Origin of the sequence: Streptomyces luteosporeus, from assembly GCF_039532865.1 — a bacterium.
Taxonomy (GTDB): domain Bacteria; phylum Actinomycetota; class Actinomycetes; order Streptomycetales; family Streptomycetaceae; genus Streptomyces; species Streptomyces luteosporeus.
The window spans coordinates 157,621-176,848 of the sequence record NZ_BAAASL010000010.1; the positions used below are offsets into that span (position 1 = coordinate 157,621).

14 protein-coding genes are annotated in these 19,228 nt (G+C 71.7%); 8 read left to right on the forward strand and 6 right to left on the reverse strand.

What is annotated here, in order from left to right; all coding sequences use genetic code 11:
* Positions 1-15: 15 nt before the first annotated feature.
* Complete coding sequence (locus tag ABD361_RS15520; protein WP_344435997.1) at positions 16-1,632, reverse strand: purple acid phosphatase family protein; 1,617 nt, start codon at positions 1,630-1,632, stop codon at positions 16-18.
* A gap of 153 nt (positions 1,633-1,785) precedes the next feature.
* On the opposite strand from ABD361_RS15520, the gene ABD361_RS15525 reads away from it, so the two are divergent.
* The 4 genes from ABD361_RS15525 (at position 1,786) to cimA (ending at position 7,461) form a co-directional block, all read left to right on the forward strand.
* Positions 1,786-2,853 carry a 3-isopropylmalate dehydrogenase gene (locus tag ABD361_RS15525; protein WP_344435860.1) on the forward strand — a complete coding sequence of 356 codons (1,068 nt, stop codon included), beginning with the start codon at positions 1,786-1,788 and terminating at the stop codon, positions 2,851-2,853.
* 192 nt (positions 2,854-3,045) lie between these two features.
* Complete coding sequence (locus ABD361_RS15530) at positions 3,046-4,131, forward strand: branched-chain amino acid aminotransferase (protein WP_344435861.1); 1,086 nt, start codon at positions 3,046-3,048, stop codon at positions 4,129-4,131.
* A 100-nt stretch (positions 4,132-4,231) separates the two neighbouring features.
* Positions 4,232-5,545 (forward strand): MFS transporter, encoded by a 1,314-nt coding sequence (locus ABD361_RS15535; RefSeq protein ID WP_344435862.1) that lies wholly within the window; start codon positions 4,232-4,234, stop codon positions 5,543-5,545.
* Between the two features lie 281 nt (positions 5,546-5,826).
* Positions 5,827-7,461: a citramalate synthase gene (cimA, locus tag ABD361_RS15540; RefSeq protein WP_344435863.1), complete on the forward strand. Its 1,635-nt coding sequence runs from the start codon at positions 5,827-5,829 to the stop codon at positions 7,459-7,461.
* A gap of 21 nt (positions 7,462-7,482) precedes the next feature.
* On the opposite strand, the gene ABD361_RS15545 is transcribed toward cimA, so the two are convergent.
* The gene (locus ABD361_RS15545; protein WP_344435864.1) at positions 7,483-8,127 is read right to left on the reverse strand and encodes a TetR/AcrR family transcriptional regulator; all 645 of its coding nucleotides are present in this window, start codon (positions 8,125-8,127) and stop codon (positions 7,483-7,485) included.
* A gap of 85 nt (positions 8,128-8,212) precedes the next feature.
* Between ABD361_RS15545 and ABD361_RS15550 the strand changes: the two genes are divergently transcribed.
* The 4 genes from ABD361_RS15550 (at position 8,213) to ABD361_RS15565 (ending at position 14,208) form a co-directional block, all read left to right on the forward strand.
* Complete coding sequence (locus tag ABD361_RS15550) at positions 8,213-9,541, forward strand: FAD-dependent monooxygenase (protein WP_344435865.1); 1,329 nt, start codon at positions 8,213-8,215, stop codon at positions 9,539-9,541.
* 284 nt (positions 9,542-9,825) lie between these two features.
* Positions 9,826-12,231 (forward strand): polysaccharide lyase 8 family protein, encoded by a 2,406-nt coding sequence (locus ABD361_RS15555; protein WP_344435866.1) that lies wholly within the window; start codon positions 9,826-9,828, stop codon positions 12,229-12,231.
* Between the two features lie 175 nt (positions 12,232-12,406).
* Positions 12,407-13,990: an acyl-CoA carboxylase subunit beta gene (locus ABD361_RS15560; RefSeq protein WP_344435867.1), complete on the forward strand. Its 1,584-nt coding sequence runs from the start codon at positions 12,407-12,409 to the stop codon at positions 13,988-13,990.
* 17 nt (positions 13,991-14,007) lie between these two features.
* Complete coding sequence (locus ABD361_RS15565) at positions 14,008-14,208, forward strand: acyl-CoA carboxylase subunit epsilon (protein WP_344435868.1); 201 nt, start codon at positions 14,008-14,010, stop codon at positions 14,206-14,208.
* A 123-nt stretch (positions 14,209-14,331) separates the two neighbouring features.
* Here ABD361_RS15565 and ABD361_RS15570 read toward each other — a convergent pair whose 3' ends face one another.
* From ABD361_RS15570 to ABD361_RS15585, 4 genes are all read right to left on the reverse strand, one after another.
* The gene (locus ABD361_RS15570; protein ID WP_344435870.1) at positions 14,332-14,913 is read right to left on the reverse strand and encodes a GTP-binding protein; all 582 of its coding nucleotides are present in this window, start codon (positions 14,911-14,913) and stop codon (positions 14,332-14,334) included.
* Positions 14,894-15,412, reverse strand: a complete 519-nt coding sequence (locus ABD361_RS15575) for a DUF742 domain-containing protein (protein ID WP_344435871.1) — start codon at positions 15,410-15,412, stop codon at positions 14,894-14,896. The genes ABD361_RS15570 and ABD361_RS15575 overlap by 20 nt, the downstream gene beginning before the upstream one ends.
* A gap of 84 nt (positions 15,413-15,496) precedes the next feature.
* Entirely contained in the window at positions 15,497-15,910 is a 414-nt protein-coding gene (locus ABD361_RS15580) for a roadblock/LC7 domain-containing protein (protein WP_181143878.1), read from the reverse strand.
* A 10-nt stretch (positions 15,911-15,920) separates the two neighbouring features.
* A complete protein-coding gene (locus tag ABD361_RS15585; RefSeq protein ID WP_425583217.1) occupies positions 15,921-18,947 on the reverse strand; it encodes a sensor histidine kinase in 3,027 nt (1,008 codons plus the stop codon).
* Positions 18,948-19,228: the final 281 nt, after the last annotated feature.

Below are 19,228 nucleotides of genomic sequence, written 5' to 3' on the forward strand. Positions count from 1 at the left end.
GCGCCCCTTTGGGCCCTACCGGGCCGGCTCCTCCGAGCGCACGATGTCGAAGTGGTCGACCCGGGCCCCGCTCTCGGCCAGCGCCGTCACGCGCATCCGCGGCCGGCGGCCCGGTTCGCACTCCACCGCGAGGAACGAGTAGCCGGTGTAGCGCACCCGCGACCACTCCACCTGCTCGGTGACCTTCTCCTTGCCCTTGCGCCAGTAGTAGCTGGACACGCTCTCCACGTCGTGGACGTGGCCCTCGTAGCTGTCCGGCACGGGGAAGTCGTACAGCGACTTTCCGGCCCCGCCCGCCGTGACGTACACGATGCCGTCGCGCACCGGGTCGGTCGTACCGCCGAGCGGCACCGTGCGCTGGACGCGCCGGTGCCGGATGGCGTCCGTGCGCTCGTAGACGTGGTTGTGGCCGTTGACGACCAGATCCACCGTGTACTTCTCGAACAGCGGCACCCACACGTCGCGCACACCCCCGTCCGAGGCGTGGCCCTTGGTGGTGGAGAAGGCGCAGTGGTGGAAGAAGACCACGATGAAGTCGACGTCGTCGCGCTCCCGCAGCTCCCGCAGCCGCCGCTCCAGCCAGCGGGTCTGCCGCCCGCCGCTGTAGCCGGTGTTGGCGGTGATCTCGTACGAGACGTCGTTGGCGTCGAGGGCGACGACGCCGACGTTGCCGTGGACGAAGGAGTAGACGCCGGGGGAGTGCCAGGGGTCGAAGCCGTTGTCCGGCAACGTCCAGCGGGCGCTCTGGCCGCCGTAGCCGTTGGGGGAGTACCACGCCTCCATGTCGTGGTTGCCGGTCGTCACCATCCACGGCACCCGGGCGGCCACCGACTCGGTCTGGGCCAGGAACTGGTCCCACACGCGGGCGTCGTAGACGTCCTCCGGCTTGCCCGCCCCGCTGTCGTCGGCGTAGCAGATGTCGCCCGCGTGCAGGTGGAAGGCCGGGTTCTGGCCCAGGATCAGCTGGTCGTTGGCCAGCGCGTGGTAGCTGACGCCCTGGTCGCCGAAGGCGGTGAAGACGAACTTTTCCGGATGCGCCGGGGCGGTGCGGAAGGAGCCGACCGTGCCCAGGTGGCGGGCGTCGGCCGGGTCGAAGCCGTCGTGCCCGACGCCGTAGTAGTACGTCTGCCCGGGGACGAGCCCGTCGAGGGCGGCGTGCAGGAAGACCTGGTCGACGGCGGGCAGCTTCTTGCTCAGCGGCGGGGTGTGCAGGGCGCGGACCTCGGCGGGGATGCGCCGGTCGAGCTCCCAGGGCTTCAGGCCCACCCGGACGAACGGCCGCCGCACCGCGAAGGGCACCTGCCAGGAGATGCGCATCTGGGTGCGCGGGTCCGCGCCGAAGGCCAGGTGCCGGCCGAAGGGGGCCACGAGGGAGCCGTCCACCCGGCCGGTCGCGGGCGCGGTGATCAGGGTGGGGGCCGGTGCGGTCGGTGCGGGGGTGGGCCCCGCCTGCCGTGCGACGGCGGCCCCCGCGCCCGTCGTCAGCAGCCCGGTGCCGGCGAGCGCCCCCGTGGCCGCTCCGGCCCGCAGCAGGCCGCGTCTGGTGAACCTGGCGCGAAGGTACTCGTGCTGCTCGGCCATCGTCATCCGGCGCGCCAGCCGGTCCGGGATGCCTACGCGTGGTGTGTCCATGCCCGTGTCCATGTCCCGCACGGTGCCAGGACCGGGAGGACGGCACACATATTTTCGGCGAATTCAAGGGAAAGACGCCTGACCGGCTCGCACACCGGTCCGCATTCTGGACGGTGCGTGTCATCAGGCGGGACAAGGAGTACGGTCCCTTCCATGTCCCGCAGCATTCGCCTCGCAGTGATCCCCGGTGACGGCATCGGCCCCGAAGTCGTGGCCCAGGGCCTCAAGGTCCTTGGCGCAGCGCTCCCTTCGGACGTCCGGCTCACGACCACCGAGTACGACCTCGGCGCCCGCCGCTGGCACGCCACCGGCGAGACGCTGCCCGACGCCGAGCTCGCGAGCCTGGCCGGGCACGACGCGATCCTGCTGGGCGCCGTCGGCGACCCGTCCGTGCCCTCCGGCGTGCTGGAGCGGGGCCTGCTGCTCAAGCTGCGCTTCGCCTTCGACCACTACGTCAACCTGCGCCCGGCCCGGCTCCTGCCGGGCACCGCGACGCCGCTGGCGGGCGACCCGCGCATCGACTTCGTCGTCGTCCGCGAGGGCACCGAGGGCCCCTACACCGGCAACGGCGGCTCCCTGCGCACCGGCACCCCGGCCGAGGTGGCCACCGAGGTCAGCGTCAACACCGCCTACGGCGTCGAGCGCGTCGTCCGCGACGCCTACGAGCGCGCCCAGGCCCGCCCGCGCAAGAAGCTGACCCTCGTGCACAAGAACAACGTCCTGGTGCACGCCGGGCACCTGTGGAAGAACGTCTTCGACGCCGTCGGCCGCGAGTACCCCGAGGTCACCACCGACTACCTGCACGTCGACGCGGCGACGATCTTCTTCGTCACCCAGCCGGAGCGCTTCGACGTCATCGTCACCGACAACCTCTTCGGCGACATCCTCACCGACCTGGCCGCGGCCGTCACCGGCGGCATCGGCCTGGCGGCCTCCGGCAACATCAACCCGGCGGGCACGTACCCCTCGATGTTCGAGCCCGTCCACGGCTCCGCGCCCGACATCGCCGGCAGCGGCAAGGCCGACCCCACCGCCACCGTGCTCTCCGTGGCGCTGCTGCTGCGCCACCTCGGGTACGAGGCGCAGGCCGCCCGCGTCGAGGACGCGGTCGCCGCGGACGTCGCCGCCCGCGACGGGAGCGTACGCAGCACCGACGAGGTGGGCGACGCGCTGGTCGCGCGCGTCACGGCCACCGCCCCCGGCGGGCCCGTACCGGCCTGAGCCCGGCCGTTGCCGCAGCGCACGGCCGGCTGCCACCATCCCTACCGGCCGCGCGCGTTTTCCGTGGGGCCCCTCACGAGCGATAATCGAACGAGGGGCCGCGACATGGCGAAGAAGCTCTTCAGTCCCCAGGCCCCCTTGCGGGGCAGAGCGAGCGCGGTCCGCCACACACGAGGTGAAGGACACGCATCCATGACGACGCCCACGATCGAGCTCATGCCCTCCTCGCACCCGCTGCCCGAGGCGGAGCGCGAGCGCATCCTCGCCGCTCCCGGCTTCGGCCGGCACTTCACCGACCACATGGTGACTATCAAGTGGACCGAGGGCCGCGGCTGGCACGACGCCCAGCTCGTGCCGTACGCGCCGCTGTCGATCGATCCGGCGAACATGACGCTGCACTACGCCCAGGCCATCTTCGAGGGCCTGAAGGCCTACCGGCAGCCCGACGGCTCCGTCGCCACCTTCCGCCCCGAGGAGAACGCCAAGCGCTTCGCCGCCTCCGCCCGCCGCCTGGCCATGCCCGAGCTGCCGGTCGAGACCTTCATCGAGGCCTGCGACGTGCTGGTGCGCCAGGACAAGGAGTGGGTGCCCGCCTCCGGCGAGCAGTCGCTGTACCTTCGGCCGTTCATGTTCGCCACCGAGGTCGGCCTGGGCGTGCGTCCCTCGAACGAGTACCTCTTCGTCGTCATCGCCTCGCCCGCCGGCGCCTACTTCCCCGGTGGCGTGAAGCCGGTGTCGGTGTGGCTGTCCCAGGAGTACGTGCGCGCCGCTCCCGGTGGCACGGGCGCCGCCAAGTGCGCGGGCAACTACGCCGCCTCCCTCGTCGCCCAGGCGCAGGCCGCCGAGCACGGCTGCGACCAGGTGGTCTGGCTGGACGCCGTGGAGCGCAACTGGATCGAGGAGATGGGCGGGATGAACCTGTACTTCGTGTACGGCAACCGCATCGTCACCCCGAGCCTGACCGGCACCCTGCTGCCCGGCATCACCCGCGCCTCGCTGCTGCAGATCGCCGCCGACCTCGGCTACGAGGTCTCCGAGGGCCGCATCTCGGTCGACGACTGGAAGGACGGCAACGCCGACGGCACCCTCACCGAGGTCTTCGCCTGCGGCACCGCCGCCGTCATCACGCCGGTCGGCTCGGTGAAGTCCACCACCGGCAACTGGACGGTGGGCGACGGGAAGCCGGGCGAGGTGACCATGCGGCTGCGCAAGGCCCTGCTGGACATCCAGACCGGCGCCGCCGAGGACACCCACGGCTGGATGCACCGCCTGGGCTGAGCCCATACCCCCCGCCGCGTACGCAACGCACGCAAGTACGCGGGATCGTTGCCGGCCGGGCCCTTGTCGCCGCAGTGCCGTTCCAGCACCGTGATCGTCCATGGAACAGCACTGGAAGAAGATATGGATCGGCTCGGCCGGCAACATGGTCGAGTGGTTCGACTGGTTCGTCTACGCCAGTTTCGCCACTTACTTCGCGGGTTCCTTCTTCCCCGCGGGCAACGACACCGCCAAGCTCATGAACACCGCCGGCATCTTCGCCGTCGGCTTCTTCATGCGGCCCGTCGGCGGCTGGCTGCTGGGCAGGGTGGGCGACCGGCGCGGCCGCAAGGCGGCGCTCACGCTGACCGTCACCTTGATGTCGGCGTCCGCCGTGCTGATCGCCGTCGCCCCGACATACGCGGTCGCCGGGTACGGCGGCGCGTTCGTGCTGCTGGTGGCCCGGCTGCTGCAGGGGCTGTCGGTCGGCGGCGAGTACGCGGCCAGCGCCACCTACCTCACCGAGGCGTCGGCGCCCGGCCGGCGCGGCTTCGCCTCCAGCTTCCAGTACGTGTCGATGACGGCCGGCCAGCTGCTGGGCCTGGGGCTGCTGATCGTCCTGCAGCACACCCTCACCAGCGCCGAGCTGCACGACTGGGGCTGGCGCGTCCCCTTCGTCGTGGGCGCGCTCGGCGCCGCGGTCATCTTCTACCTGCGGCGCTCGATGCTGGAGACGGACGCCTACGAGGCGAGCGGCGCCGAGGCGGACGAGGAGCGCGGCACCATCCGCGCCCTGCTGCGGCACAAGCGCGAGGCGCTGCTGGTCATCGCCCTGACCATGGGCGGCACGGTCGCCTACTACACGTACACCACCTACCTGACGAAGTACCTGTCCAACTCCGCCGGGCTGCCCAAGCAGACGGCGACGCTGGTGAGCTTCTGCGCGCTGCTGGTCTTCGCCTGCCTGCAGCCGCTGGCCGGGGCGCTGTCGGACCGGATCGGCCGGCGCCCGCTGCTGATCACCTTCGCGGTCGGGGCCACCTTCCTCACCGTGCCGATCATGGCCATGCTCAAGCACGCCGGGTCCTTCTGGCCGGCGCTCGGCCTGTCCCTGCTGGCGCTGGTCGTGGTCACCGGCTACACGTCGATCAACGCCTGCGTGAAGGCCGAGCTCTTCCCCACGGCCGTGCGCTCCCTGGGTGTGGCGCTGCCGTACGCGATCGCCAACGCGCTCTTCGGCGGTACGGCGGAGTACGTGGCCCTGTGGTTCAAGAACAGCGGGATGGAGTCCGGCTTCTCCTGGTACGTGGCGGGCTGTGCCGCCGTGTCGCTGGTCGTCTACCTCACGATGCGCGAGACCCGGGACGCCGATCTCACCCGGGTGGGGCGGCGGGGCGAGGAGGCCGGGGAGCCGACACGGGTGCCCGCATCGTGAGACCGTGCGGCACGGGCGGACCGGAACGTGCTTGGATGCCGTCCATGCTCTCGCTCGCCATGATTATGGGCAGCTAGCGCGCCGGTCCGCAGTGACCGCGGCACACCACCCGTGCGCCGCGGACACCGTCGTCCCAGACCCGCGCGCAGACCTCTCGCACCCGCGAGAGGTCTTTTCGTTTCCCGGCCACCCTCGCCGGGAGCGGGCCGTGTGCGGGAGGATAGGGGGACGGTGGAACCGGTCATTCCGGTAGACCGAGATCGACAGGAGTCACACCAGCCATGTCAGCAACGACAGGCGCCACGGACGCCAACGACGCCACCGACCGCCCCGACGACGGCTTCCACGTCTTCGACACGACCCTGCGCGACGGGGCCCAGCGCGAGGGCATCAACCTCACCGTGGCGGACAAGCTGACCATCGCCCGGCACCTCGACGACTTCGGGGTCGGCTTCATCGAGGGCGGCTGGCCCGGCGCCAACCCCCGGGACACCGAGTTCTTCCGCCGCGCCCGCCAGGAGATCGACTTCCGCCACGCCCGGCTGGTCGCCTTCGGCGCCACCCGCAGGGCCGGCGCCCGCGCCGAGGACGACCCCCAGGTCGCCGCCCTCCTCGACTCCCAGGCCCCCGTCGTCACACTGGTCGCCAAGTCCCACGACCGCCACGTGGAACTCGCCCTGCGCACCACCCTCGACGAGAACCTCGCCATGATCCGCGACACCGTGCGGCACCTGCGCGCCCACGACCGCCGCGTCTTCGTCGACTGCGAGCACTTCTTCGACGGCTACCGCGCCAACCCCGGCTACGCCACCGAGGTCGTGCGCACCGCCCACGAGGCCGGCGCCGACGTCGTCGTCCTGTGCGACACCAACGGCGGCATGCTCCCCGCCCAGGTCGAGGCGGTGGTACGGACCGTGCGCGCCGACACCGGGGCCCGCCTGGGCATCCACGCCCAGGACGACACCGGCTGCGCGGTCGCCAACACCCTGGCCGCCGTCGACGCGGGCGCCACACACGTGCAGTGCACCGCCAACGGCTACGGCGAGCGCGTCGGCAACGCCAACCTCTTCCCCGTCGTGGCCGCCCTGGAGCTGAAGTACGACCGGCGCGTCCTGCCGCCCGGCAAGCTGGTCGAGATGACCCGCATCTCCCACGCCATCGCCGAGGTCGTCAACCTCACCCCCGCCACCCACCAGCCCTACGTGGGCCTGTCCGCCTTCGCCCACAAGGCCGGGCTGCACGCCTCGGCCATCAAGGTCGACCCCGACCTCTACCAGCACATCGACCCCGAGCGGGTCGGCAACACCATGCGGATGCTCGTCTCCGACATGGCCGGCCGCGCCTCCGTCGAGCTCAAGGGCAAGGAACTCGGCATCGACCTGGGCGGCGACCGCGAACTGATCGGCCGGATCGTCGCCCGCGTCAAGGAACGCGAGCTGGCCGGCTACAGCTACGAGGCCGCCGACGCCTCCTTCGAACTGCTGATGCGCGAGGAGGTCGAGGGCCGCACCCGCCGCTACTACCGGGTGGAGTCCTGGCGCGCCATCGTCGAGGACCGCCCCGACGGCACGCACGCCAACGAGGCGACGGTGAAACTGTGGGCCAAGGGCGAGCGCATCGTCGCCACCGCCGAGGGCAACGGCCCCGTCAACGCCCTCGACCGGGCGCTGCGCAGCGCGCTGGAGCGCATCTACCCGCAGCTCGCCTCGCTGAAGCTGACGGACTACAAGGTGCGCATCCTGGAAGGCAGCCTGGGCACGGGGTCGACCACCCGGGTGCTGGTCTCCACCAGCGACGAGAGCGGCGAGTGGTCCACGGTCGGCGTCGGCGAGAACGTCATCGCCGCCTCCTGGCAGGCCCTGGACGACGCCTACGCCTACGGCCTGCGGCGCGCGGGCGTCGAACCCAACGAGTGAGCACCCCCGGGCGGGCGCCCTTCAGCGGCTGATGGCCGACAGGCCCGAGTCGAGCAGGTCGAAGGCCCGGTCGGCGTCGGCGTGGGCCGTGCGCACCACGGCGCCGGTGAGGCGGTCCGCCGCCAACCGGTGCCAGTTGGTGCGGGCCAGGACGTGGTGGACGGCGACGATCTGCGCCGCGGCCAGCTTCGCCGTCACCTCGTCCGCCGGCCCCGTCTGCACGAGCGCCTCCGCCAGCGCCCGCTCGTCCTCGGCGCTGTAGAGCATGAGCCGGGCCTGCAGGCTCGGGGTGGAGTAGAGCATGTCGCGGTAGGCCAGCACCTCCGGCACGTCGCACAGGCCCGTGACCGGGTCGCGGGCGTCCAGGCGCTCGTGGAAGTGCATCCGCAGCGCGGCCAGCGGCGCCTGGCCGGCGCAGCGCTCGCGCACGACGCGGGCCGCCTCGCCCTGGTGGTCGGAGATGCGGTGGAGGGCCAGATCCTCCTTGGTAGGGAAGTAGCGGAAGAGCGTCGGCTTGGACACCTCCACCGCCGCCGCCACGTCCGCGACCGAGACCTCGTCGAACCCGCGCCTGAGGAACAGCTCGATCGCCGTGTCGGACAGCGCCTGGCGCGTGCGCTGCTTCTTCAGCTCCCGCAGGCCCGTCCCGGGTGTCTCCTCGCTCACGAGGCCACCCTAGCAGGATTCGTCGTTACTCGGAAACTTTTGTTACCCGGTTGTATTTTCTGCCGGGCGGGTCTTTCATGGACCCATGACCGCCGTACTGATCACGGGTGCCGGGCCGACCGGGCTCACCCTCGCCATCACGCTCGCCCGCGCCGGAGTCCCCGTGCGCATCATCGACAAGTCCCCCGAGTTCCACCGCGGTTCGCGGGGCAAGGGGCTCAACCAGCGCAGCCGGGAGATCTTCGACGACCTCGGCGTGGGGGAGGCCGCCACCGCCTCCGGCAGCGAGCACATCACCCTGCGCAAGTACCGCGGCGGCGTCGCCGTGGCCGACCACGCTTCCTTCGGTGACCGCGTCCCCACCCCCGACATGCCGTACGCCAGCGGCCTGCTCATCCCCCAGTGGCGCACCGAGGAGATCCTGCGCGACAAGCTCGCCGAATACGGCGTCCACGTCGAACTCGGCTCCGAACTGGTCGACTTCGAGCAGGACGAACACGGGGTGACGGGGCGCCTCGCCGACGGGCGCAGCGTGTCGGCCTCCTACCTCGCCGCCTGCGACGGCGGCCGCAGCACGGTGCGCAAGGCCCTCGGGGTGGGGTTCGAGGGCCGGACCGAGGCCGAGGAATGCATGGTCATCGGTGATGTCCGCGCCGACGGCCTGGACCCGGCCTACTGGCACCAGTGGTTCGACGAGGACGGCGCCGTCATGCTCTGCCCCTTCCCCGGCGACGACCACTGGCAACTCCAGGCCGGCCCCGAACGCGACGCGGAAGGCCGCCCCTTGCCCGCCTCCCTCGCCTCCTTCCAGCGCCTCTTCGACCGCCACGCCCGCGTCCCCGGAGTGCGCCTCACGGACGTGCGGTGGATGTCCACCTACCGCATCAACGTCCGCATGGCCGACCGCTTCCGCATCGGCCGCATCTTCCTCGCAGGCGACGCTGCCCACGTCCACTCCATAGCCGGCGGCATGGGCATGAACACCGGCATCCAGGACGCGTACAACCTGGGCTGGAAGCTGGCACACGTGCTGGGCGGCCGGGCGGGGGAAGACCTGCTCGACACGTACGAGGAGGAGCGGCTGCCGGTCGCCGCCTGGACGCTGAAGCTGACGGACGAGCGCCTGCGGGCCGTAAGGGAAGGAGTGCGGCGGCCCGGCGTCGGCACCGAGGCGGTCGTCACCGACGACGTGACGACCCTCGGCGTGCACTACGACTGGAGCACGCTCGCCGGCGACGGCCCCCTGGCGGGCCACCGCGCGCCCGACGCGCCCCTGACGGGCGGCGGCCGGCTCTTCGAAACGCTCGCGGGGCCGCACTTCACGGTGCTCGACTTCGGGGCGGGAGGCACCTTCCCCGAGGGGGTGCGCACGGTCCGGCTCGGGCCGGGGGAGGAGCACGCCCGCAGGGCGTAGGGCATGGAGGGCCGGGCGGGGGTGGTGCTGGTGCGGCCGGACAACCACGTGGCGCTGAGCGCCGATTCGCCGGCGGCGGTGGCCGGCTATCTGGAGGCCCTGCGGGCGGCCTAACCTTGCCGGTTTGTGGGCAGGCGTTCCGCTGGGGGTCCCCCAGCGGTAGCTGGGGGAGGAACGGGTGGGCACAAACCGGCCCACCGGGCCGCACCACCCCGGGGTCCGGGGCGGAGCCCCGCCACGCGGCGGAGCCGCAAATCGATGCGTGGGAAGGGGCGGGGTGGGGGATGAACACCCCTGTGGCCGTCACCCCTTGGACCCGCCGCACCTTCCTCGGCGCCTTCGGCGCCCTTGGCGCCCTCGGCGCCTTCCCCCGGGCGGAGCCCGACCCCTTCGGGGTCCTTCGAAGACGCTGGGCCGCCCTCACCCTCGGCACCGGTTTCGACCCCGCCGCCGCCCCCTACGCCGGCGCCCTGCGCCGCATCGGAGCGTTCGCCGCCGCTCACCGGGCGGGCATGCGCCCCGCCCCGGGCTCGTTGTGGCCGGATGCGCCTTTCGATCCGCCCGCCGGCATCACCACCAGCTATGCCCGGCTGTTCACGATGGCCCAGGCGTACGTCCAGCCCGCCACCGGGCTCACGGGGGACCCCGCTGTCCTCGCCGACGTGCTGGCCGGGCTGGATCACGTCCGGGAGCGCGTCTATCACGCGGGCACCGCCCGCTACGGCAACTGGTGGGAGTGGCAGATCGGTTCTCCCCGCCTCCTCCTCGACACGCTCACCCTGCTGTACGACGCCGCCGGCGAGGCCCGGCTGCAGGGGAACCTCGCCGCCGTCGACCACTTCGTGCCGGACTCGGCGCTCGGCGCCTATTCCGGCACCAGCACCGGCGCCAATCGCGTCGACCTGTGCCGCGTCGTCGCCCTGCGCGGCGTTCTCGGCCGGGCGCCCGGCAAGGTCGCGCTCGCCCGGGACGCGCTGTCGCCGGTGTTCCCTCATGTCGTCAAGGGCGACGGCCTGTACGCCGACGGGTCGTTCGTCCAGCACACGTGGGTCGCCTACACCGGCACCTACGGCTGTGTCCTGCTCGACGGCCTCGCCCGGCTTCTCGTCCTCCTGCGCGACTCGCCCTGGGAGGTCACCGATTCCGCCCGCCGCACGATCGTGGACGGCGTCGAGCACGCCTTCGCGCCGTTCGTGCACGACGGCCTGGTGATGGACTGCGTCTCCGGCCGGGCGGTCAGCAGGGGCGTGTCCGCCGCGGATCCGCAGGCGCCCGCCCAGGGCGACCGGCAGCGCGGTCACGCCCTCATTGCCGCCGTCGCCCTGCTGGCCGAGGCCGCGCCGGCGGCGCAGCGGGACCGCTGGCACGGCATGATCAGGGGCTGGGCCGCCCGGGACCGGGTGCGGCCGCTGCTGAGCGACCCCCAGTTCGGCCCGGCCGACCTGGCGCGCCTCGCCGCCGTCGCCGCCCGACCGGGGCCGGTCCTGCCCGAGCCGGTGGGGCACCGCCTGTTCGCCTCCATGGACCGGGCCGTGCACCGCCGCCCCGGCTGGGCCGCCTCCCTCGCGATGGCCTCGGACCGCATCACGTACTACGAGAACGGCAACGGCGAGAACCCGCGCGGCTGGCACACCGGCGCCGGCATGCTGTGCTGGTGGCACGAGGAGTGCCCCGCCGATCCCTACGGCGACGCCTTCTGGCCCACCGTCGACCCCTACCGGCTGCCCGGCACCACCGTGAGCGCCGTGCCGCTCGCCGACAACGCCGGCGGCGGCTGGGGGCAGCCGAAGCCGGATGTGCGCTGGGTGGGCGGCGTCAGCGACGGCACGTACGCGGCGATCGGGCAGCACCTCAAGGGGCTGGGCTCCAGCCTTCAGGCGCGCAAGTCGTGGTTCTTCACGGACGACGCGATCATCTGCCTGGGCGCGGGGATCACCGCGACCGACGGCGCCGGGGTCGAGACGGTCGTCGACAACCGTCACCTCGGCCGCGCGGACGCGGTCCTGACCGTCGACGGCGAGCGCCGGGTGCTGCGCGACGGCCGGCCGGAGTCCTTCGACTGCGCCCACTGGGTCCACCTCCCCGGTCACGGCGGTTACGTCCTGCCCGGCGGCGCCCCGCTGGAGGCGCTGTACGAGGCCCGTACCGGCGCATGGCACGACATCAACGCCGGCGGTTCGGCCACCCCGCTCACCCGGCGCCACCTCGCGCTGGTGCACCCGCACGGCACCGATCCCGACGACGAGGGCTACCTGTACGTGCTGATGCCGGGGGCCGGCGAGCAGGCGGTCGCCGAGAGGGCCGCCGACCGGGGCCGGCTCACCGTGCTGGCCAACACCGTCGATCACCAGGGCGTGACCGTCGCCCCCCTGGGCCTGACCGCCGTCAATTTCTGGGCCCCGGGTACGGTGGGCCCCCTCACGGTCACGGCACCCTCCTGCGTCCTGGTGCGTCACGGCCGCGACAGTGCGACCCTGCACCTCGCCGAGCCCCCGCGCACCGGTGAGCCCTTCGAGGTCACCTGGTCCCACCCGGTGGCCCGGGTGCTCGCCCGGGACCCCGCGGTGGAGGTCCTGACGACGACCCCGGTCCTGCGGCTGCGGGTGCTGCCGGGAACGGCCTGCGCACCGCACGTGTGCCGCGTCCGGCCGGCCCGTCCGGCGGTCCCCGTGGCCGGTCAAGGTGCGTGATTGACCGCCGGGACCGGCCGGATTTGTTGAGTAGTCACAGCGTGGGACCGCCGGTGGCTGCTCAAGGGGTGATAAGGGGGCTGCCCACTTCTGTGCTGCCTGCCCACCAAAAGCGACGCTACGTTGTAAGGAACCGACATGATGTTCCGGGACGCCTGCCACGTACCGTCTTTCCATGAGCAATGTCGAAGGTGCGCCCGTAGAGGCGAGTGACGTCCGAGGGCGCGTCGCCGAGCTGCACGCGATCCGTGAGCAGGTTCGGCGTGGTCCGAGCGAGCGGGCGACCCAGGCGCAGAAGGCCAAGGGCAAGCTGACCGCTCGCGAACGCATCGATCTGCTGCTTGACGAGGGCTCTTTCACCGAGGTGGAGCCGCTGCGGCGGCACCGCGCCACCGGTTTCGGGCTGGAGGCCAAGCGCCCCTACACCGACGGCGTGATCACCGGGTGGGGAACCGTGCACGGGCGGACGGTGTTCGTCTACGCCCACGACTTCCGGATCTTCGGCGGTGCGCTGGGCGAGGCCCACGCCACCAAGATCCACAAGATCATGGACATGGCCATCGCGGCCGGTGCCCCGCTGGTCTCCCTGAACGACGGCGCCGGTGCCCGCATCCAGGAGGGCGTCTCCGCCCTCGCCGGCTACGGCGGCATCTTCCAGCGCAACACCAAGGCCTCCGGCGTCATCCCGCAGATAAGCGTGATGCTCGGCCCGTGCGCCGGTGGCGCGGCCTACTCCCCGGCCCTGACGGACTTCGTCTTCATGGTCCGGGAGACCTCCCAGATGTTCATCACCGGCCCCGACGTGGTCCGCGCGGTGACCGGCGAGGAGATCACCCAGAACGGCCTCGGCGGCGCGGACGTGCACGCCGAGACCTCCGGCGTGGCGCACTTCGCCTACGACGACGAGGAGACGTGCCTGGAGGAGGTGCGCTACCTGCTCTCGCTGCTGCCGCAGAACAACCGCGAGAACCCGCCGCGCGTCGCCTCCGAGGACCCCGCCGACCGCCTCGGCGAGGCCCTGCTCGACCTGGTGCCGGCCGACGGCAACCGGCCGTACGACATGCGCAAGGTCATCGAGGAGATCGTCGACGACGGCGAGTACCTGGAGATCCACGAGCGCTGGGCCACCAACATCATCTGCGCCCTGTCCCGCATGGACGGCCAGGTCGTGGGCATCGTCGCCAACCAGCCGCAGTCCCTCGCGGGCGTCCTCGACATCGAGGCGTCGGAGAAGGCGGCGCGGTTCATCCAGATGTGCGACGCCTTCAACATCCCGATCATCACCCTTCTGGACGTACCCGGCTTCCTCCCCGGCGTCGACCAGGAGCACGGTGGAATCATCCGGCACGGCGCGAAGCTGCTGTACGCGTACTGCAACGCCACCGTGCCGCGGATCTCGGTGATCCTGCGCAAGGCCTACGGCGGCGCGTACATCGTCATGGACTCGCAGTCCATCGGCGCCGACCTGACCTTCGCCTGGCCCACCAACGAGATCGCGGTCATGGGCGCCGAGGGCGCGGCCAACGTCATCTTCCGCAAGCAGATCGCGGAGGCGGACGACCCCGAGGCCATGCGGGCGCGCATGGTCAAGGAGTACAAGGCCGAGCTGATGCACCCGTACTACGCGGCGGAGCGCGGCCTGGTCGACGACGTGATCGACCCCGTCGAGACCCGGGCGGTGCTCATCCGCTCGCTGGCGATGCTCGCGAACAAGCACGCGGACCTGCCGGCCCGCAAGCACGGCAACCCGCCCCAGTGATCAGTGGAGACACAGCGATGAACGACACGCTCGTACGCGTCGAGAAGGGCACGGCGGACGCCGAGGAACTGGCCGCCGTCACCGCCGTCCTCCTCGCCCGCGCCGCGGCCGGCCGCACCGGCGCCGCCGAGGACACCCGCCCGCGCCGCACCACGGCCCCCTGGCGCCGCCTGGAGCGCACCTCCGGCTTCAGAGCGCCGCACAGCTGGCAGGTCTGACACCGGACACCGAACGCGGCGAAGGCCCCTCACCCACGGGTGAGGGGCCTTCGCCGTACTCCCGGCACATGCGAAGAGGTCCCCGCACTCGACGAGGAGTGCGGGGACCTCTTCGCATCCGAGCTAGCGCAGCCGCGCCATCAGCGCGTGCTCGACGAGCGTGATGAGGGCGCTCTTCGCCTCGTGGCGGTGGCGGGCGTCCGTCTGGATGATCGGCGCGTCGGGGCCGATCTGCAGCGCCTCGCGGACCTCCTCCGGCGTGTACGGCTGGTGCCCGTCGAAGCCGTTGAGGGCGATGACGAAGGGCAGGCCGCTGTTCTCGAAGTAGTCGACGGCCGGGAAGCAGTCGGCGAGGCGGCGGGTGTCGACCAGGACGACGGCGCCGATGGCGCCGCGGACCAGGTCGTCCCACATGAACCAGAAGCGGTCCTGGCCGGGCGTGCCGAACAGGTACAGGATCAGGTCCTGGTCCAGGGTGATACGGCCGAAGTCCATGGCCACGGTCGTCGTGGTCTTGTCCGGCGCGTGGGTGAGGTCGTCGATGCCCGCCGAGGCGGAGGTCATGACGGCTTCGGTGCGCAGCGGGTTGATCTCCGAGACCGCGCCGACGAACGTGGTCTTGCCCACGCCGAAGCCACCGGCCACCACGATCTTCGCGGAGGTGGTCGAGCGGGCTGCCTCGCCGCTAGAGGTTCCGAAGTCCACTGAGCACCCTTTCGAGCAGTGTCACGTCAGGCTGACCGCCGGCGGATGCGTCCCCGCCGGGCTGGTGAATGGCGACTAGTCCGGCCTCCGCCAGGTCGGCGACGAGGATCCGGGCGACGCCGAGCGGAATGGAAAGAAGTGCCGAGATCTCGGCGACCGACTTGATCTCGTGGCACAGGTGGCAGATGCGCTGGTGTTCCGGCAACTGCCCGTGGAGCTGGGACGGCTGGGCCGTGGTGTGCACCAGCGCCTCGATGGCGAGCTGGTAGCGCGGCCGCGTCCGGCCGCCGGTCATCGCATAGGGGCGGACCAGCGGATTCTGCTTGCCCCCCGAGGGGGAGGCCGCGCGCCGGTACTGCGGCGGCGCCTGCACATGCGCAGGGCGCTGCTGCTCCGGCACGGCTTGGTGGCTTGGCGCAGAGGGGAAGTTGTAGCGGTTCAGCGGGGGCTCCGCCTGCTGGTCGTTTCCGTACGGGTAACCGCCTGGGGGCGTTGCCACGTCTCCTCCTCCGGCTTGCCTGTCTGCTGCTGGTCGCGCCACCGCACCCTATGGCGCGGTGGCGCGAAACGCACTGTTTCTGGGTTAGTTGAGAAGGCTCCCCTGCAGTTCGGCGCGCAGGTCGGGCGTCAGCACATTGCCCGCGCGGTCGACCAGCAGGGCCATCTCGTAGCCCACGAGGCCGATGTCGCACTCGGGGTGCGCCAGCACCGCGAGGGACGAACCGTCCGAGATGGACATGATGAAGAGGAAGCCGCGCTCCATCTCGACGACGGTCTGGTTGACCGTGCCGCCCTCGAAGATGCGCGAGGCGCCCGCGGTCAGCGAGGTCAGGCCGGAGGCCACCGCCGCCAGCTGGTCGGCGCGGTCCCGCGGAAAGCCTTCGGACATCGCCAGAAGGAGTCCGTCGGCGGAGACCACGACGGTGTGGGACACCCCTGGGGTGTTGTCCACGAAACTGGTGATCAACCAGTTCAGGTTCTGCGCCGCCTGGCTCATCGGGCTCACACTAACGCTCCTGATCGTAGGTGCCGCCGGGGCCGAAGCCCTGGTCGTGTTGCTCATGCTGTGCGGGTGCCGGGAACTCGCCGGAGTCCGACCCCACGGTGCGTCCCTGCTGGATGCCGCGGCGCAGGTTGGCCAACCTGCCCCGGACGTCCTCCGGTGCGCGGGATATCTGCGGGCCGGCCGGAGCGCTCTGCCCGGCCGCCGTGCCCTCGACCAGATTGGCCTTGGGGACCCGGCGGGGGAGACCGGAGGAGGTCACTCCGCCGGCCTTCGGCTCACGGAGCTGCTTGGCCTGCTGCCAGCGCTCGTCGTTGACCGACTGCCATGCGGCAGTGTCGCCCTCCCGGGGCTGCTGTGGCGTCCCCTGCGGGGACCGCTCGGGTTCTCCGCCGTCCCTCGTGGCCTCCTCGCCCGGCTCGGTGTGCTGCCACCGCTTGTCGCGGCGCGGCAGACCGGACCCGGTCAGCGCGGGGGAGCCGCTCGAAGCGGGGCCCGGACGGTCGAACTCTACGCGCTCGGGCTGCGCCGTGTCAGCGGACGGCCGGGATTCCGGTTCCGCTGCGTAACCCTGCCCGTACGCCTGCTGGTACGTACCTGCGCCGGCCCATTCGCCTTGGCTGTCAGGGGCGTTGTAGTCGGCGTACGCCTGCGGGGCGTTCGCCGTCCGCTCCTCGTAGCCGGATTCCGGGTAACCGCCCTGCGGGTACTCGTAACCCTGCTGCTGCGGGTACGGCTGCTCCTGCGCGGCCTCGGTCTCGTCGCGGAAGAGCGGGCGCTGGTCGGAGGCCTGCGCGCCCAGCTGGGCGCGGCGCTCCTCGCGCATCAGCGAGCGGCCGACCGGGTCCAGCGAGGCGCCCTCGCCCGCGGCCTCGTAGCGCGAGTCGTCGAAACCGAGCTCGGCGGCCGTGCGCATGCCGGCGACGGGCGCCGGCTGCTGCTGGTCGGGCACCATGCGGGAGACGGTGAAGTCGTCCTGGGACAGCTCGTCGCCGCCGCCACCGTGGGTGATGGCGTCCGGCAGCATCACCAGCGAGGTGGTGCCGGCCTGCTCGCCCGAGGGGCGCAGCTGGACGCGGATGCCGTGGCGCAGGGCCAGGCGGCCGACCACGAACAGACCCATGCGCTGGGAGATCGCGGCGTCCACCGTCGGCGGGTTGGCCAGCTTGTGGTTGATGTCCGCGAAGTCCTCGGCGGTCAGGCCGATGCCCTTGTCGTGGATCTCCACCATCACGCGGCCGTCGGGCAGCCGGGTGGCGGTGACGCGGACCTTGGTGTGCGGGGAGGAGAACGTGGTGGCGTTCTCCAGCAGCTCGGCCAGCAGGTGCACGAGGTCGGTCACGGCCAGGCCGTGGATCTCGGCGTCCGGCACGCCGGACAGCTCGATGCGCTCGTACGCCTCCACCTCGGAGGAGGCCGCGCGCAGCACGTCCACCAGCGGGATCGGCTGGTCCCAGCGGCGACCGGGCTCCTCGCCCGCGAGGATGAGGAGGTTCTCGCCGTTGCGCCGCATACGGGTGGCCAGGTGGTCCAGGCGGAAGAGGTTCTCCAGCTGGTCCGGGTCGGCCTCGTTGTTCTCCAGGTCGGTGATGAGGTTCAGCTGTCCCTCGATCAGTGCCTGGTTGCGGCGGGAGAGGTTGGTGAAGATCGCGTTGACGTTGCCCCGGAGCAGGGCCTGCTCCGCGGCGAGGCGGACCGCCTCGCGGTGCACCTGGTCGAAGGCGCGGGCGACCTCGCCGATCTCGTCACCGGTGGTGATCGGGATCGGCTGGACACGGGTGTCCACCTTGCCCGGGTCGGTGCGCGAGAGCTGGTCGACCAGCGCCGGCAGGCGCTGCTCGGCCACGTCGAAGGCCGCGGTGCGCAGCCGGCGCATGCTCCGGCTCATCGAACGGGCCATCCGGCCGGCCACGAAGAAGGCGACCACGAGGGCGAAGACCATGATCGAGGAGTTGACGATCGCGTCCTGCGTCGCCTGCGAGGCGATGGACTCGGCCTCGTCCACCGCGTGGTCGGCGAGGTGCTCCTCGACCGTGCGGTAGGCGTTGAACTTGCCCGTGGAGGTCTGCAGCCAGGTGTCGGCCGTCACGCCCTGCGCCTTGAGCTGCGCGGTGGTGGCGCCCGACATGATGGCGGCGGTCATCTTGTCCTGCGCGTCGGTCTGGGCCTCGGTGGCCATGGCCGACTTCATGCGCTTGATGTCCTCGTCCCCGGCGCCCGCCTCGAACTCGCTGCGGGCGATGTACTCCAGGAAGTTGTACGAGGAGAACGACGTCAGCAGCACCTGGCGCTCGGCGGCGCTGCCCGGCTTCAGCAGCAGGTGCGTGCCGATGGAGCGCTGCAGCGACTCGGCGGCCTTGGCCAGCGAGACGGCGTAGACCGCGCGTCCGTAGGAGGTGACGTTGCCGGTGCCCAGGCCCAGCTCGTTGGTGAAGGCCATCAGGGGACGCTGGATGGCGCCGTAGCCGTCCTCGGTCTTCGTCCCGTCCAGGGCAGGGGTGTACGCGGCCGAGCGCAGCTTGACCAGCGTCGGCTCCGCGTCGCGCACCGCCTTCAGACGGCGCTTGAGGCTCGGGGTGTCCGGCATCGCCTTGGCGGCCGCATCGAACTCCGCGCGCGCCTTGTCCGTGGCCGCCCGCACCTTCTTGATGACCGGGTCGTCCGTGCTGCCCTCCAGCAGCGGCTTGGCCGTCAGGTCGCGCTCGTCGATGACGGCGTGGGCGTACGTGGCCGCCGCGCGCACCGCGCGGGCCGTGTTCGCCGCGTCCGCCGCCTCGTTCCAGGTGTCGACCGACTTCTTGACGTCGAGACCGCCGAAGACCAGCGCGACGAGCACCGGAATCAGCAGAATCGCGTTCAGCCGGACCGGCACACGCCAGTTGCGCGGCGAGAATCTGCCGCCGCGGGCCGGAGCGGGGGTGGCGGGGGTTTCGGGCATCTCGGAAGGCGGCACCGCTGTGCGCGACGGCGGGGTGAAGTTGCCCCGCGCGTCCCGCGTCTGCTGCGCGGCGCCCGTCTTTCTTCGCCTCACTCGACCAACAACCTCTCGGCGTCGGCACCTGTTCCTGTGCCGTATATCTGCTGAGCCGTCACTGCTCAGTCCGGGAATTCCAGCACGTGAGGCAGGTGCAATCCAAACAACGGACAGAGCCCGTGAAGGCCGCGATTTGCCCGACATAAAACGGGCATTAAGGCCGAGCCGCGCCAAATGCCGGGCGAGGTGTGTGCGGAGCGAAGTCGGCCGGACGCGACGAGTGGTCGCGCCCGGCCAATTCTCTGTCGAAACGTTATGAACCCAGAAGCGTTTGCGTG